The sequence below is a fragment of the Bacillus sp. RB3 genome (assembly GCF_030164735.1).
GTDB lineage: Bacteria > Bacillota > Bacilli > Bacillales > Bacillaceae_G > Bacillus_A > Bacillus_A cereus.
Genome location: NZ_JASNGE010000004.1, coordinates 59,351 through 75,692, shown reverse-complemented (window position 1 = coordinate 75,692; position 16,342 = coordinate 59,351). Strand labels below are relative to the sequence as shown.

Genomic DNA, 16,342 nt, shown 5'->3' with positions numbered 1-16,342 from the left:
AGGGGAAAGCACCCCTCTCTATTACTTTGCTTTTGCAGATGGCTCATTCATTGATTTTCGTGTAATAAGAAAAGAAATCATAAGAGCGGAAAGGATGACAAGGGCAATAAATACGTGATTGGGCAACAAATCTAATAATAATACGTAACTAACGGTATAAAAAATAAGAGTTGAAGCTAAAAACGATAGAGCACCTATTATAAGAGATTGTAAATTCATTTTTGTACACCTCCTTTTATTTATATTTTTGGCTGAAAATGGATTATATAAACATTATTTCTAACAATAGAAAAAAATATGTCATAATAGAGAAAAGAACAAGCTTTGATGAATGATATGATTCATTAATGAGGGATAAAGGAGAGGAATATGAAAAATAATAAAAAAGGATTATGGGGAATTATTGTTGCGATAGGTCTATTTTTACTGTCTAAGTTAAAGTGGGTATTTGCAATTTTTAAATTAGCAAAGTTTTCAACGGTATTTAGTATGTTTCTATCGCTTGGCGCATACGCAGTTCTATATGGTTGGAAATTTGGAGTGGCGCTCATTTATTTGTTGTTTGTTCATGAAATGGGCCATTTATGGGCTGCGAAAAGAAAGGGGATCCCAACATCGCCAGCAATCTTTATTCCATTTATGGGGGCCCTTATTGGAATGAAAGAGATGCCGAAAAATGCGAAAGATGAAGCTTACATTGCCTATATGGGTCCGCTTTTCGGACTTCTGTCATTTTTACCAGCGATACCGCTTTATATAATGACGAAAGAGCCATTTTGGGCGCTTGTTATTTTGCTTGGAAGTATGATTAATTTCTTTAATTTAATTCCCGTTTCGCCGCTAGATGGTGGGCGAATTATTTCAGTTGTCAGTACTAAAATTTGGGGAGCAGGCCTTATTTTATTACTTGGCTATTCAATTTACTTTAAAAGTATTTTGGGAGGATTTATTGTTATTATCGGTTGTATGGAGTTATATAGAGTAATAAAGAGAGATGAGCCGATTAAGGAATTAGGGCATAAAATTGATGGGATGAAAGAATATGTTACTAGGCTTGAAGAGGAATTAAAAGAAACGGGTGCTGTACATCGGACTATATACGTGATGCATCATGAGATGAATGCATTAAGACAAAGAGAACGGGAAAAAGAGTTACAAATAGGTGAACTTCAAAAAATGGAAGTGTTAGAGTATCTTTTACCGAAGTTCGAACCGTTAGATTATGTTCCATATGAAGATGAAAAAGATGAGTATACAATTCACATAAGGGAAGCATTTGAAGCGTCAGAAAGAAAATTAAATGAATGGAAAACAGAAAAGGAACAACAAGAAAACTATTATAAAGTGGATGCGAAAACGAAATGGACAGTATTTGCTTGTTATATCGGATTAATGGCTATACTCGGTTACACAGCTTATGAAGGATATATTGTTTTACAAGAACATTTGCCAACGAGAAATGTATAGAAAAATATTGTCGAAATGATAGGAAGAATTTATACAGGAATTATATTTCTACGAGAGAAAGTTACAAGTATAGTCATACATTGTAATATTTTTAGTAGAGACGGAGTTCTGTATATGAAGAAATTCTTAAGTGTATTCGGGATTATTATCGTGATGGTCATTGCAAGCTATAGTCTTATGAAAGTGCTGTTACATTATGCGAATAAGCCTGCTGAGGTAAATACAATAGCTCAAATAGAAGATGTGCAAGAAGAGACAAAAGTGCTAAATTTTATTCGAATGACACATGAAAGCTATAATAATTTCTTAAATTACGGTAAAGCAGAGAATTATACAGACGGGGATTGGAATCAATTTAAGCAATGGTTTCAACAACAAGAATCATCGTTAAAAAATATACATACAGAAATAAAGAATAAAAAAATAAAACGTGATGTAAATAGAAGCTATGAAATTGTAAAAAAAGGTGTGGAACTTCAAAATATTGAGTATGTAGTGTATGCCCACCGTGTATATCATGACTTGGATATTATCGTAAATAAATATAGAGGTGAAACGAATATCTGGGGATATACGGAGTTTGGCGATGGGAAAGATATAAAAGTAATTGAACAAGCTATACAAACAAAAAAATAAGCTAGCTAGAATTCTAGTTAGCTTATTTTTTTTTGTAAATACAATGTTCATATATTATTCACAAAAACACCGTGTTAATAGTGATTAAAATCACAATCTGCATTATAAGATTCAGTTAAACTAAAAACAGTTAAGGAAATAGAGGAGTGGGATACAATGTTAAGTGCAAAAACAATTGAAATCGTAAAGTCAACAGTACCATTATTACAAGAAAAAGGCGTTGAAATTACAACGAGATTTTATGAAATTTTATTTTCGGAACATCCGGAGTTATTGAATATTTTCAACCATACAAATCAGAAAAAGGGAAGACAACAACAAGCGTTAGCGAATGCTGTTTATGCAGCTGCAACGTACATTGATAATTTAGAAGCTATTATTCCAGTTGTAAAACAAATTGGTCATAAGCATAGAAGTTTAGGTATTAAAGCAGAGCATTACCCGATTGTAGGTAGATGTTTACTACGTGCCATTAAAGAGGTCGCAGGTGCACCTGATGAAGTTTTAAATGCATGGGGAGAAGCATATGGTGTCATTGCTGATGCATTCATTAGCATTGAAGCAGAGATGTATGAAGAAGCTGCACATAAAGAAGGTGGATGGAAAGACTTCCGCAACTTTGTGATTGTTAAAAAAGTGAAGGAAAGCGATGTTATTACGTCATTTTATTTGAAACCTGAAGATGGAGGGAAAGTTTCTTCATTCATCCCAGGTCAATATGTAACGATTCAAATCAATATTGAAGGTGAGACATATACACATAATCGTCAATATAGTTTATCCGATGCTCCTGGGAAAGAATATTATCGTATTAGTGTAAAAAAAGAAAAAGGTGTAGATACACCAGACGGTAAAGTGTCTAATTACTTACATGAACATGTAAAAGAAGGAGATGTTTTACCAGTAAGTGCACCAGCGGGAGATTTCGTGTTAAATATGGATTCAACATTACCAGTTGTACTAATTAGTGGTGGAGTAGGGATTACACCGATGATGAGTATGTTAAATACGTTAATTGAACAAGATTCAAAACGTAATGTATATTTTGTTCATGCAGCAATAAATAGTAATACACATGCAATGAAAGAACACGTTAAGGCAGTAGAAAATGAATATGAACAAGTTAAAGCATATACTTGTTATTCTGCACCGACTGAAAAAGATTTAGAAATGAAGAACTTTGATAAAGAAGGTTTCATTGAAAGTGAATGGTTAAAAACTATTATTCCGACAACTGAAGCAGAGTTTTATTTCTGTGGTCCAGTAGCATTTATGAAGCATATAAATGCTGCACTAACTGATTTAGGTGTGAAACAAGAGCATATTCATTATGAATTTTTCGGCCCAGCAACAAGCTTACAATAAGCAAAAAACGAGGTATTTATTTTACCTCGTTTTTTATTTGTTCTCGTAATAAACGGTTTACTGTTTCACGACGTATACCTATCAGTTGACCAATTTCGGTTTGTGTTAATATTTCATATATAGGAATGTCACCTAAATATAGGGTGAACCATTCTTGTAAACGATGAAGACGTTCTTTCGGAGAGACGGTTGTCAATTGATCAATTCGTTGTTGCATCATTCTTAATTTAGATTGCAATTGCATAGCGATGTTAGCATACGATTCGGGATTTGCTTGAAGTCTCTCGTACCATTCACTACTAGTGATCGGTTCCACTTCTGTTTTTATTAAAGCGATAGCTGTACCGTGATATTCTTTCGGTGAAATTAAAGAATGATGAGGTATCGTTTCACCTGGAACGATAATGTTGAATAAAAATGGTGTTCCGTCTTCTTCTAGCCGAACTACTTTTAATAAGCCTGTTTTTATAAAGTATAAAGGACCGTCCTCGCCTTGACGGAATAGTACATCTCCTTTGTGTAGAATCAATGTTAGCCCCCCATTAATATGTTTCTATTTCTTCTATTTTAGCGTATATGTATATAGACAATATGCTATTTCAACAGCAATTTCATTGACGAAATGTATGCTATTACAGTAGTATACTATTTAGTGTGTAATAGTACTAGCAATGAATACGCTGTAGGGGGTTTAGTATATTGTTAGATGCGATGAGAATGACGGATATGAGAATTCCGGCGAATGCTATCATTCATGTAGAAGAGATGAAAGGTGGAGTCGTTTTATCCGTTGAAGTAGACGGCCAAATTATTTATACGATGGCTTATGATGAAGAAACAGATAGCTATGCTGAATTATATGATCGAAACGATAAGAGGGCGTGCCAAGTACATGAAGACTTCATGGGGTGGTCACTTCTTCATTAAAAAAGATGTCAATATGACATCTTTTTTTATTAAATCGATAGAATATACAAAGAAATGAAATATAAGGATAAAATTTGTAATAATTGATTTTGCATTGTTAGCACTCTGTAACTGCAAGTGAACTATTTTTTCGCTATCATAAAGATAACAGTCGCAGTTATAGGAGTGGTCAACTTGAAGAAAGTACATATTTCAAATTATATGTTATTATGTGTTTGTTTAATTTTATTTGTTCTCCTCGGAGGATTTTTATATTCATGTGTATAAGAAAAACGCATTCTAAAAAGAATACGTTATAAAAGGGAAATAATGATTAATCTAGTTCCAAGAATAATCAACGTAATACGTAATAAATTAATTACGGCGTTACCACTTAGTTTTGTATTAATGTAAGCCCCGATTTTTCCGCCAATCCATGCACCCGGAATCAGGATTAATGCATAAATCCAGCTGACATTTCCAAGTGAGATGTGAGTTGCAGAACTTACAATTGCTGATAGAAATACGATGAACATTGAAGTTGCTACTGCAATATGTGCTGGGAATGCAAAAAGAAGCATCATTGCTGGAACAAGTAAGGCACCGCCACCAATTCCAAATAATCCAGATATAAACCCAACTATAAAGGCGATAAAGATAGCAAGAAACGGTGGGAATTGGTAGTGTACAGTATTTCCATCATTATCTGTAAAAGAACGCTTAATTACAGACGTATTTGAGAGGGAAAGAGGTTTTAATTTGTCTCGAAGCATAAGTAGAATTGAGACGAATATAAGGAAAATCCCAAAGTATAAAGAAAATGTGTCTTGGTTTAAAAATTTATTTGCCCATGATCCGATAATACCACCAGGGCCGCTTCCGATAAATAAAATAAGTCCACTTTTATAATCTACTCGCTTATGCTTCATGTAAGTAAGGGTGGAAGATAGTCCTGTGAAAACGACTGTTACCATGGAAGTCCCTACTGCAAGTTGTGGTGATAAACTGTGTAATCCAATTAATAACGGAACAATAATAATTCCGCCTCCAAGCCCAACTAGGCTGCCGACTGTTCCGGCGATTAGTCCGATGAAAAGTAACATGATGTATTCCAAAATTGCCAACTCCTCTAAATAACTTATCCACCAATTATTATACACGCTTTTTAATGAGAAATAGGCTTGTTCACAAAAAAGTCGTCTTCCTAGAAAAATAAGGAAGACGACTTTTGATTAGAAAACAAAATGTAATAGGTAGTAAAACAGAGCAGCTAAAGAAGCTGAAATAGGAAGTGTAATAACCCATGTAATTAACATGCGTTTTGCAGTTCCCCATTTTACCCCTTTCACACGGTGAGAAGCACCAACCCCTAAAATAGAAGAAGAGATAACGTGCGTCGTACTAACCGGTAAGTGAATGAATGTTGCACCGAAAATAACAAGTGATGATGATAAATCGGCAGCTACACCATTTACAGGACGAATTTTCATAATTTGTCCACCGACAGTTTTAATAATTTTCCATCCGCCGACAGAAGTACCAAGCCCCATTGCGATAGCACAAGATAATTGTACCCAGAACGGGATATCGCTAGAAGTATGATAGTTATTAGCCATAAGAGCCATCGTAATGATTCCCATTGCTTTTTGTGCATCATTCGTACCGTGTGTGTAGGCTTGTAATGCTGCAGTGAAAATCTGGAATATACGGAAGTTCTTATTCGTTTTTGTTAAGTTAAAGTTTTTAAATACTACTTTAAAAATACTGTATACGGTATAACCAATAACGAAAGCGATAATCGGTGAAATGATTAAAGCTTCAATAATTTTAATAAATCCTTTAAGATTTAGCGAGCTAATCCCAGCGGCCGCAATTGCTGCACCTGCGATTGATCCGATAATTGCATGCGAAGAACTACTTGGAATACCGTAGTACCAAGTAATTAAGTTCCAAGCTATCGCCGCAAGCAAAGCAGCTAAAATTACAAGAGAACCATTTTGTAAGGCGAATGGATCAACGATATCTTTTGTAATCGTTTTTGCTACACCTGTAAATGTCATTGCGCCCAAAAAGTTCATAATAGCCGCCATAATAATGGCATGTCTAGGCTTTAGAGCTTTCGTTGAAACAGCCGTTGCAATAGCGTTTGCTGTATCGTGAAATCCATTGATAAAGTCAAAAGCTAAAGCGCAAATGACTACTAAAACGGTCAGTATCAAGAGTGTATCCATGATCAAACTCCTTACGCGTTCTTCATAATAATTGTTTCTAATACGTTTGCAACGCTTTGACAGCTATCAGCTACTTCTTCAAGCTCTTCGTAAATCTCTTTAAATTGAATAATCTTAATCGGATCTTTTTCACGAGAGAATAAGTTCTTAATCGCATGACGGCGAATATCATCACACTGTGATTCATAATCCTTAATCTTAATCGCATTTGTACGAATGTCGACTAATTTTTTGTTAGACATTAATTCAACAGAGTTTGCAATCTCAATCGCACATTGATTAATTGCTTCTACGAATTTAATCATGTATTCATCTGCTTCTGTAATAGAATACATTTCGAACAGACCAGCACTGTGATCTAATCCGTCTAATACATCATCCATACTCATTGCAAGTTGTAGGATGTCCTCACGTTCAATCGGAGTGATAAACGCTTTGTTTAACTCCATAATGATTTCGTGAATAAATGAGTCACCTTTTGACTCATACTCTTTCATGCGCATAGAAAACTCTTTTAAATCGCTAGCATTTTTAATTTTATACTCCACGAAAAACTGCGCGCCTTCTTTTAAATTTTCGGAAACATTCATTAACATTTCAGAAAATTTATCTTTTTTTGATTTAAAGACCATTATTGTTACCCCCACAAAAGTAATATATGTAAAATATATTGGCTAATCAATTCTAACAAAAAACTGTCGTTTTTTAAAACATTTTATCGAAAAGTTTACAAAAACTTAACATAACTCTCGTTGTTCTATTAATAATATTAATATCCAATAGTGAATATCTTACTTGTAGAATGTCCTTTTCTTGCAAAAAGTATGAATGTAAAAGAAAAGCTTTACACTATAGGAATGACTACGTTATTATAATAAATTTAAAAGGCGGTATATTCTTCCTTTTAAAAAGAAGAGTGTAAATAAATGAAGGAAGTGAACGAATGAAATTGAAGAACACTCATTTTAAAAAAATGCTTGAGTGGTTCAATAAGAGGAAGAAACTTCGTAATTCATTAATTGTATTGGGAAGTGTATTCGTTACTCTATTTATTGCTGTAAATATAATAATTTCCATTCAAGACATATCTGAACTAAAACAAGCTGTTCCACAACCGACTTTAATTTATGATGCAAATAATGAGGTCGCAACTAAATTAGCTTCTTCGAAAACAGAAGGCGTTAAAAGAAAAGATATTCCTGATATTATGGTTCAGGCAATTGTTGCAGTAGAAGATAAGGAATTTTTTAACCATCATGGTATTTATTATAGTGGAATTATAAGTGCGGTTTTTAAAAATATTACAGCAGGAGAAGTTGTAGCTGGGGGAAGTACAATTACACAGCAGCTTGCGAAGAATGTATTTCTGACACAAGATCGTACATTTTCTCGTAAAATAAAGGAATACTTTTTAACAAAAAAAATAGAACGTACTTATACAAAAGATGAAATTATTGAAATGTATATGAATCAAATTTATTTTGGGGAAGGTGCTTGGGGTATAAAAAGGGCAGCAAAATCTTATTTTGATAAAGATGTAAAAGATTTAACAATTTCAGAAGCTGCAACGATTGCAGGCTTGATTAAAGCACCATCTGCATATTCACCTTATAAAAACTTTAACAAGTCAATTGAAAGACGTAATGTCGTATTAAGCTTAATGAAAGAGCAAGGGTATATTTCTGACGAACAGTATAATAAAGAAAAAGAGAGCGGTCTTGTATTAAAACGTGGTGTGGATGATAAATACAAGGGAAAATATTCTCAATATGTAGACTATATTGTTAGAGAAGCAATGGACAAGTACGAATTGACACAAAATGAAATTTTAGCGGGTGGTTATCGTATTTATACAGAGCTTGACCCGAAAAAACAACAGGCTGTAGAAGACGTTGTGAATAATGATAGTTATTTCAAAGATAATGGCTCAGACCAACTGATGCAAACGGGTGTAGTTCTTATGAATCCAAAAACAGGTGGTGTACCAGCTTTAGTTGGAGGGAGAGGACCGTATCAGTTTTTACAGTTTAATCATGCAACCCAATTAAAAAGACAACCTGGCTCAACGTTAAAGCCTTTAGCTGTATATGTACCCGCGTTAGAGCAAGGGTATGAAGTATACGATATATTGAAAGATGAACCATTTAATATTAAAGAATATAAACCACAAAATAGCGATCATACTTTTCACGGTGATGTGACAATGTATGAAGCTGTGGCAAAGTCGTACAATGTTTCGGCTGTTTGGCTATTGGAACAGATTGGATTAGATAAAGGATTGAAATCTTTAGAGCGATTTGGTATTCCATTAGTGCCAGAAGATCGTACGTATCCAATCGCTTTAGGCGGTATGCATGTAGGAACATCCCCATTTGTAATGGCTCAAGCGTATAGTACATTTGCAAATGATGGTGTTCAAGTGGAAGCTCATGCGATTAGAGAGATACAAAATGCGGAAGGTGAAACGATTGGAAAGTGGTATAAGAAAGAGACACGAGTGACAAGCGAGAAAATTTCTCAAAAGATGACATATTTATTAAAAGGCGTTGTCGAAAAGGGAACGGGCGAAAAGGCGAAAGTTAATAATGTTGATACGGCCGGTAAGACAGGAACTACTCAAATTGTAAATGGCCCAAGCACCGGCGCAAAGGATTCATGGTTTGTTGGATACACACCAGATTTGGTAGGTGCGATTTGGGTAGGATATGATAAAACAGATAGCGATCATTATGTTCCGGGTGGTAGTCAAATTACGACGACAATGTTCCGGGATATTATGAAAAAAGCGAACGCAAATCCAGCTCAAAAAGCATTTCAGTTATCGCTCATATCTGAGGCTGATTATAAAAAACAATTGACTACAATAGAAGAGGAAAAACGAAGAAAAGAAGAAGAGAAGAGAAGGAAAGAAGAGGAACAACAAAGAAAAAAAGAGCAACAAGAGTGGATTGATAAAGTGAAAGAATGGATTCCTTCATTTTGGTAAAAGAAAGAGGCGAATAATGAAATTCGCCTCTTTTTTGTATGAAAAACAAAATGAAACTTTAAACGATTGAAATTATCCCTTCTCCTTACTAGTTATTACTCGTTAAGTATAATGTTCGTACTGCCAAAGGATTGGGAATCGTATGTGACAATTATTTTTCCTTTACTAATAGGTTCGTAAGGTAATTCTTCTTCGTAATTACCATTATTTTCATTGTGGATAGAAAGTGTAATTTCATCGATTTTTTTATTTGTATACTGATCTTTAATCGTTTCAGCAATTTGAAGTAACGCTTCGGAACTAGAAGCTTTCGTAATAAGCATTCCCGTTATAACTTTCTTTTCATTTTTTGTTGCATTGGAATAAGGGATGTTGCTTTGTTTCGTATACAAAATTTTGTATGGAACAGTTTTTCTATCTGCTTTTGAAATAGTGGAATATTTTAGAGTTAAAAAAAATCCTACACATAAAATAATGCATACCATAAGAGCAATCCAAATGCGTATTAGTGACATAACTCTCATTTTCATCCCTCTTTCATATCTTTGACTTCACTATTTATCATACAAAATGAGGATTAAGATAGAGTAAATTTGAGGTAAAGAAACGTAAAGAAGGAGCACTTATCCTCCCAAACAAGTGCTCCTTTTTATTAAAAGAGAGATTTAATAGACAATCAAAATCACATCTATTAATTATAAATGTGCTTAGTCCTACCAAAATATTATCGGAAATTGTGGTTAGTAAATTCGGAAGACAGATAGTGTCGCAGTTGTATCGCCCGCAGGTCCTTGAGGCCCTTGAGCACCAGTAGCCCCCGTAGTTCCTCCGCCTAGGCAACCAGATCTATATTGAACTAGAATAGCTTGACCAAGAGCTTGAAGAAGTCTTTCTGTAAGTTCTGACTTAGGGATGTTAATATGGCTACATGCTTTTAATTTGCAACAATCATTACCATAAAATACTTTTCCTTTATTTTTATTGTTCATCTTTTCATTCTTTTCTTTCATAGAATCATTAGTCATTACTATATATTAAAATGAAATTTATACTAAATTCGTGATGGACAAACTACCATTTCTAAAAAAATAAGAAATTGGCCCACCTAGAAAGAAATAAGTAAGATATAGAGAAAGGTTTATATAATGTAAAAAAGAAAAGTGCAACATAAAAAACTACATGCTAATTGTTGGGAGTGTTTAACAATTGGCATGTAGTTCGTGGATAGTCCTTTATTTACATTGATTTAATTTTTCAAGGGTTGTTTTAGGTAAGATTGGAATTGAAATAGTGAAAGTTGTACCATCTTCATTACTAGTCATTTTTAATGTGCCGTTATGATTTTGGATGATTTTTTTTGTTACTGACAAGCCTAGTCCTGTTCCCGAATCCTTCGTTGAGAAGAATGGATCAAAGATATATTCTTGAATAGCTGGAGGAATACCAATTCCATTATCTGTGAAAGTAATCCGAATGAAGTTATTAAGGCGATAACTAGTAATTTGAATAGAAAGAGGTTTGTCGCCTTGAGCATCGACGGCATTTTGAAATAGATTTAAAAACACTTGAACAAGTTCATGTCGATCAATATTGACTAAAATATCATCTAATTCATTAGAGAAGTTATAATCAATTGAAATATTATGCAAGGAAACTTCACTAGCTAGTAACTGTTGAATATAGTCACGTAAAAATGTATTGATGGGAAACGGTTCTCTTGTAAATTCCCGTGTTTTTGAAATGGCTAAAAATTTTGTAATAATATTATTTGCACGATCTAATTCAGGGATAAGCAAGTTTTTAAATAACTCTTTATTTGATGGAGAAACGCTTTCTTGTAAAAATTGTAAGTATCCTCGTACTGTTGTAAGGGGATTTCGTACTTCGTGTGCAATTCCAGCTGCGATTCGCCCTGCTAACGAAAACTTCTCTGCATCACGTTCTGTATTTAAATAATGAAAGACACTAATAACTCTAAAAATCTCCCCGTTATAATCGCGAATAATTCGGTTATTTATAATGCCATAGTTTTTGTCTAAAACTTCTTCATTATATATTTCTGTTCCCGTTTTTAATGTTTCAATTGCTTTAATTTTTTCTTCCGGCAAGTTTAGTAATTGTTGAATCGGTTTTCCGATAATATCATTTCGTATTATACCGAAATCATCTGCAGCAACTTGATTACATAAAGTAATATTCCCTTTACTATCGATAAAGGTTACATGATGTGAAAAGGCATCAAAAATATGTACAAAGTGTTTTTCAAGTTGTTTAAATAAAAATAATGAATCACAAGTAAGTTGAAAATGAGCCTCTTTATTCTCTTTTGGTATTTCTTGAATGGAATGAGTCGTTCTAGTTTTCTTTATTCGTAAACCAATATGTGGATTTTTGTATGTGAAATGATGTGGTAATTGATTCACAAGTTCTTCATAAAAACGTACTTTATTTTCTAGTTCTTCAATTCGTTTTTCATGAGATACAGTAGCATCGTTTGGAAGCATAAATAAATAACCCCTCATTTTAAAAATTCTTCCATATAGTATATCATATTTTTATAAGGATACTCTTAAAGAAAAGGCTACATGATGCAAAGTGTTTGGAAAGTGAATTGAAGATGAAGTTAAAAGGGAGGGGTATATGTGCTGTTTATTGGAGTGACAGGATGGGGAGATCATGATTCTTTATACATAAATCCCTATGAGAATAGAAATAAATTACGAACATATAGCGAGTATTTTCCTATTGTGGAAGTGGATAGTTCATTTTACGCGATGCAACCTGCACGAAATTATATAAAATGGGCAATGGAAACGCCGAAAGATTTTTCCTTTGTCGTAAAAGCGTATCAAGGAATGACAGGACATATGAAAGGTGAAATTCCTTTTTCTACGTTCGATGAGATGTTTGATGTGTATAAACAGTCTATTCTTCCTTTAATAGAAGCTGATAAATTAAAAACAATTTTATTTCAATATCCACCATGGTTTGATTGCAAAAAGAAAAATGTAGATTTTCTTCGATATACGAAAGAAAAAATGGAAGGTTTACCATGTGCAATAGAATTTCGAAATCAAACATGGTTTTATCCAGAAATGAGAGATAAGACGTTACAGTTTCTAGAACAGGAGAAATGGATTCATACAATTTGTGATGAACCACAGGCTGGGATAGGTTCTGTGCCACTCGTGTTAGAGGTTACGAATTCAGACATGGCATTAATACGTTTTCACGGTCGAAATGTTCATGGTTGGCTTGATAAAGGGGAAAATTGGAGAGCGGTTCGCTGTTTATATCGCTACAACAATAAAGAACTGGAAGAATGGGTTGAACGACTAGAGCAATTAAAAAAGAAAACAAAGGATATATACGTACTGTTTAACAACAATTCAGGTGGGGATGCAGCAGATAATGCGAAACAGCTTATGAAAATGATGAACATTACATATGGTGAGCCGAAGCCGGAGCAATTAAATTTTTTTGAATGATAATAAACAAGAAAGGCACTGTACAAACAGGGGGAATGTACAGTGCCTTTCTATATGAAAAAGAGGGGTAACAATGTTACTGAGCGTTTGGTTGATTCATCAATTGTTGGCTTCACAATAAATGATAATGGTTATCATTATCATTGTCAATGGTTTTTCTAAAAATATATAAAAAACTTTGTGTATTTTAAATAGAGATAAAAAAAGAACAGCGATTAATGCTGTTCTTTTCCATTGACGAATTGTTGTAAATCAAAAGGAGTTATCGCTTGGATAAATTCTTTTGAGATAAGTGTTTGAACGAGAGTGCTCTCAGAGATAGAAGCACCTGTTTTCTTTTCATAAGCTTGTTTTAATAAATCAAGTTTTTCAGCCGTTTCTTTTGGTAATTCAATTGTAAGTGTGTTCATAATTTCTCCCCCTTATTATTAGAGTACCACTACAGTATAGGAGAGACAAGAAAAGAGAATATGAAATATAAAAAAGGTTACCAAATTTTAAAATGGTAACCTTTTTTATGTATAAGAGTTATTAAGCAATACCGATATACTTTAAAGTTTTTGATGGAGTACTGTGATCAAAGAAGTGTTGTAAAAACGCAATATCAACACCTGATTTGTATGCACAATAACCCCAAGTTTTTCGAAGTGTATGTGAGCTAATCCCTTCTAATCCAACTTCTTTTGCGGCTTTGTTTAAAATGTACCATGCATGTTGTCTCGTAATAGATTTTGTTCCTTTTTGAGATTTTAACAATGGTTCATTACGTTTCCAAGTTTTACGTTCTTTCATGTAGTCTTCGATTGCGTGCTGTAAGTCTTCATTTACAGCAAACCATTTATGTTTCTTCACTTTTTCATTGTAAAATAAAATGGAATGGCGAACATTTTCATTTTCATCGATTACATCACTAACTTTTAATTGTAAGATTTCACTTACTTTTAAGCCAGAATTTACAGCTAATACGAATAATAAGCCATCACGTTTCGAAGATTGTAAAAGTATATTTTTGATAGTTTCTAATTGTTTTTCATTTTGAATAGGTTGTCCTGCTTGTTTCATTTCACGCACTCTCCTCTTTTATATGTGTAAAGGAAAGGATTAACTTGTTTCTTACTATAAAGGGAGAGTGTGAATTTCATGTGAACTCCTAGTGAAATTAAGACAAATTATTTGACTTCTTTTACTTTTTGTAAATTGAAATAGAATACAACACTGTTAGTCGTATTATACACACCATACTCGGCATGATGAAGGTCTAAAATGTTTTTTACAATAGATAATCCGAGACCGGTACCTCCGGTGTGACGGCTACGTGATGCATCTAGACGATAGAAGCGATCCCAAATTTTTTCAAGGCTTTCTTCAGGGATAGGGTTTCCTGTATTCTCGATTTCGACTTTTACGGTATCTTCTGCTTCTATAATGGAGACTTGTATTTTTTCTCCCTCTGGCGTATAACGGATTGCATTACTTAGTAAGTTCACAACTACTTGTTCAATGCGACTGCGATTTGCTGTAACAAGTATAGAAGGGTCTGCATCGATGTTCACTTGTAAATGTTTTTCTTCCATGCTAAATAATAATTTTGTGTAGACTTGTTGCGTTAATTCACCGATTGAGAACGTCGTCATATCTAGTTTGTAAGTACCAGATTCCAACTTTGCTAATTCTAACATTTCAACAATCAGCCTGTTCATATTTTCTGTTTCTTCTAAAATAACATCAGTATAATACGAAGTATCCTTACTAACACCATCTTTAATTCCTTCTGCAAAACTTCTAATTACACTTAGCGGTGTTTTTAATTCGTGTGATACGCCAGAAATGAATTCTTTTCTTGTTTTTTCTAATTGACGTTCACGTTCAATATCTTGTTGTAACTTTGTATTAGCAACATTTAATCGATCGATTCGATCTTTTAAATTTACAGATAATGTATTGATACTGCCAGAAAGCCCGCCAATTTCATCGTCAGCTGTAACAGGTAATTTCTCGCTGAAATCAAAATTAGCCATTTTTTTTGTAACACGATTTATTTTAATTAATGGCTTTACAATAATTTTTGAGTAGTAGAAGGATAACAAAATAATTACGAGAAACACGATGATTAAGGCATAGACATAATAATCTTTTAAAACGAGCATCGCTTCATTAACAGGCTGCAAAGATGCTATCGCAAAAGCATATTCTGTAATCCTTCCATTTTCTATAATCGGTTTTACAAAGATACTATTTTTTATATTTTCTCCGCCATCTAATATGAAAGTACTTAATTGGTTCGAGTTAGAAGTGCCCTCTCTAATCATATCAGCAAAATATTGAACGGCTTGTAATGTTTCAATATCATTTGCAAGGCGAACCTCAGCTTTGGATGGGAGCTGTAACTTAGTTATAACACCTGTAAAGACGATTCGAGTTGTAGATTTGTATCGGCTCGCAAGTCTATTCTTAGAAGGATTTCCATTAATTGATTGAAAATCCGAATAGAAATGTTCGTTTTGCCATTGATTATAATTCGTTCCTAATTTTTGTGGTGTGATTATATTATTCTCTTGCACGACTCCATCAACATTGATTATTACATCTTTTTTTAAACCTAAATTTTCGAATTTATTATATTCTTCTGGTGTTAAAAGATTATTGAGTGGAATGGAATACTGTTTATTATTGTTGGGATTAAATACATCGATATAGTAATTGTTATCACTTTTAATAATACCGTTAGAATCTAAAAACTGCATATCGGCATTTGTTTTATCATGAAATTCTTGTTTTAGTTTTCTAACCTTCTCATAACTTTTATCACTTTTATCATAATTATCTACGAATTTTTCAAAAGCAGTTTGGACTGTTTTTACTTTCTTATTAATATAAAATTTCTCTAAAAATAGAGATTGTCCTAGGAAAAAAAGTAGGAATATGATTGTAAATAAAGTGGATGTTAATAAAAATAGTTTAAAGACGATACTTCTGTTTTTCACTGCGTCACCTCTTATGAGAAATACTGTAAATGATTTCTTTATCCCGCTTTAACGGGCAATAAGACTCCCACTTCAAAATTCGGCGAATACAAGGGAGTTAAGTGGGAGATCAATTGCCCGTAAAATCCGATTGGTTCAACTAATAATCAGTGGGGGATGGAAAAAACCCCCACTGATTAAAGTTTCACTTTATTATAACAAACGTTACAAGAAAGTAGAGGGGAGAAATCTGTCTCTTTATAAAGTAGTTATTTATAAAAAGTCACATAAAAAGAACTC

Annotated in this window: 17 protein-coding genes; 6 read left to right on the top strand and 11 right to left on the bottom strand. The window is 33.5% G+C overall.

Annotated elements, in window-relative coordinates:
* Positions 1-21: 21 nt before the first annotated feature.
* Complete coding sequence (locus QO049_RS07860) at positions 22-219, bottom strand: hypothetical protein (RefSeq protein ID WP_001053356.1); 198 nt, start codon at positions 217-219, stop codon at positions 22-24.
* A gap of 150 nt (positions 220-369) precedes the next feature.
* Here QO049_RS07860 and QO049_RS07855 point away from each other — a divergent pair, with 150 nt between their 5' ends.
* The 3 genes from QO049_RS07855 to hmpA all read left to right on the top strand — a co-directional run bounded on the left by QO049_RS07855 (position 370) and on the right by hmpA (position 3,468).
* A complete protein-coding gene (locus QO049_RS07855; protein WP_000794491.1) occupies positions 370-1,467 on the top strand; it encodes a site-2 protease family protein in 1,098 nt (365 codons plus the stop codon).
* A 114-nt stretch (positions 1,468-1,581) separates the two neighbouring features.
* Positions 1,582-2,103 carry a hypothetical protein gene (locus tag QO049_RS07850; protein WP_098450976.1) on the top strand — a complete coding sequence of 174 codons (522 nt, stop codon included), beginning with the start codon at positions 1,582-1,584 and terminating at the stop codon, positions 2,101-2,103.
* 156 nt (positions 2,104-2,259) lie between these two features.
* Entirely contained in the window at positions 2,260-3,468 is a 1,209-nt protein-coding gene (gene hmpA, locus QO049_RS07845) for an NO-inducible flavohemoprotein (RefSeq protein ID WP_167320129.1), read from the top strand.
* A gap of 16 nt (positions 3,469-3,484) precedes the next feature.
* Here hmpA and QO049_RS07840 read toward each other — a convergent pair whose 3' ends face one another.
* Positions 3,485-3,997, bottom strand: a complete 513-nt coding sequence (locus QO049_RS07840) for a Crp/Fnr family transcriptional regulator (protein WP_000600585.1) — start codon at positions 3,995-3,997, stop codon at positions 3,485-3,487.
* A gap of 170 nt (positions 3,998-4,167) precedes the next feature.
* Here QO049_RS07840 and QO049_RS07835 point away from each other — a divergent pair, with 170 nt between their 5' ends.
* Positions 4,168-4,395 (top strand): hypothetical protein, encoded by a 228-nt coding sequence (locus tag QO049_RS07835; RefSeq protein WP_000883009.1) that lies wholly within the window; start codon positions 4,168-4,170, stop codon positions 4,393-4,395.
* A 293-nt stretch (positions 4,396-4,688) separates the two neighbouring features.
* Here QO049_RS07835 and QO049_RS07830 read toward each other — a convergent pair whose 3' ends face one another.
* The 3 genes from QO049_RS07830 to QO049_RS07820 form a co-directional block, all read right to left on the bottom strand.
* Entirely contained in the window at positions 4,689-5,489 is an 801-nt protein-coding gene (locus QO049_RS07830; protein ID WP_000455762.1) for a sulfite exporter TauE/SafE family protein, read from the bottom strand.
* A gap of 117 nt (positions 5,490-5,606) precedes the next feature.
* The gene (locus QO049_RS07825; protein ID WP_000380273.1) at positions 5,607-6,605 is read right to left on the bottom strand and encodes an inorganic phosphate transporter; all 999 of its coding nucleotides are present in this window, start codon (positions 6,603-6,605) and stop codon (positions 5,607-5,609) included.
* 11 nt (positions 6,606-6,616) lie between these two features.
* On the bottom strand, positions 6,617-7,237 hold the full coding sequence (locus QO049_RS07820; RefSeq protein ID WP_000231449.1) for a DUF47 domain-containing protein: 621 nt from the start codon (positions 7,235-7,237) through the stop codon (positions 6,617-6,619).
* A gap of 311 nt (positions 7,238-7,548) precedes the next feature.
* Between QO049_RS07820 and QO049_RS07815 the strand changes: the two genes are divergently transcribed.
* On the top strand, positions 7,549-9,591 hold the full coding sequence (locus tag QO049_RS07815) for a transglycosylase domain-containing protein (RefSeq protein WP_000769232.1): 2,043 nt from the start codon (positions 7,549-7,551) through the stop codon (positions 9,589-9,591).
* A gap of 95 nt (positions 9,592-9,686) precedes the next feature.
* Here the strand turns inward: QO049_RS07815 and QO049_RS07810 are convergent, their stop codons facing one another.
* The 3 genes from QO049_RS07810 to QO049_RS07800 all read right to left on the bottom strand — a co-directional run bounded on the left by QO049_RS07810 (position 9,687) and on the right by QO049_RS07800 (position 12,095).
* Entirely contained in the window at positions 9,687-10,115 is a 429-nt protein-coding gene (locus QO049_RS07810) for a hypothetical protein (protein ID WP_088065939.1), read from the bottom strand.
* A 216-nt stretch (positions 10,116-10,331) separates the two neighbouring features.
* The gene (locus tag QO049_RS07805) at positions 10,332-10,601 is read right to left on the bottom strand and encodes a hypothetical protein (protein WP_167320150.1); all 270 of its coding nucleotides are present in this window, start codon (positions 10,599-10,601) and stop codon (positions 10,332-10,334) included.
* A gap of 222 nt (positions 10,602-10,823) precedes the next feature.
* Positions 10,824-12,095: an ATP-binding protein gene (locus QO049_RS07800; RefSeq protein ID WP_167320130.1), complete on the bottom strand. Its 1,272-nt coding sequence runs from the start codon at positions 12,093-12,095 to the stop codon at positions 10,824-10,826.
* 138 nt (positions 12,096-12,233) lie between these two features.
* On the opposite strand from QO049_RS07800, the gene QO049_RS07795 reads away from it, so the two are divergent.
* Entirely contained in the window at positions 12,234-13,079 is an 846-nt protein-coding gene (locus QO049_RS07795; RefSeq protein ID WP_000897354.1) for a DUF72 domain-containing protein, read from the top strand.
* Positions 13,080-13,294: 215 nt separating this feature from the next.
* Here QO049_RS07795 and QO049_RS07790 read toward each other — a convergent pair whose 3' ends face one another.
* The 3 genes from QO049_RS07790 to QO049_RS07780 form a co-directional block, all read right to left on the bottom strand.
* A complete protein-coding gene (locus QO049_RS07790) occupies positions 13,295-13,489 on the bottom strand; it encodes a DUF3924 domain-containing protein (RefSeq protein WP_001094860.1) in 195 nt (64 codons plus the stop codon).
* A 121-nt stretch (positions 13,490-13,610) separates the two neighbouring features.
* On the bottom strand, positions 13,611-14,141 hold the full coding sequence (locus QO049_RS07785) for a tyrosine-type recombinase/integrase (RefSeq protein ID WP_000806236.1): 531 nt from the start codon (positions 14,139-14,141) through the stop codon (positions 13,611-13,613).
* 107 nt (positions 14,142-14,248) lie between these two features.
* Positions 14,249-16,063 carry a sensor histidine kinase gene (locus QO049_RS07780; protein WP_167320131.1) on the bottom strand — a complete coding sequence of 605 codons (1,815 nt, stop codon included), beginning with the start codon at positions 16,061-16,063 and terminating at the stop codon, positions 14,249-14,251.
* Between the last annotated feature and the right edge of the window lie 279 nt (positions 16,064-16,342).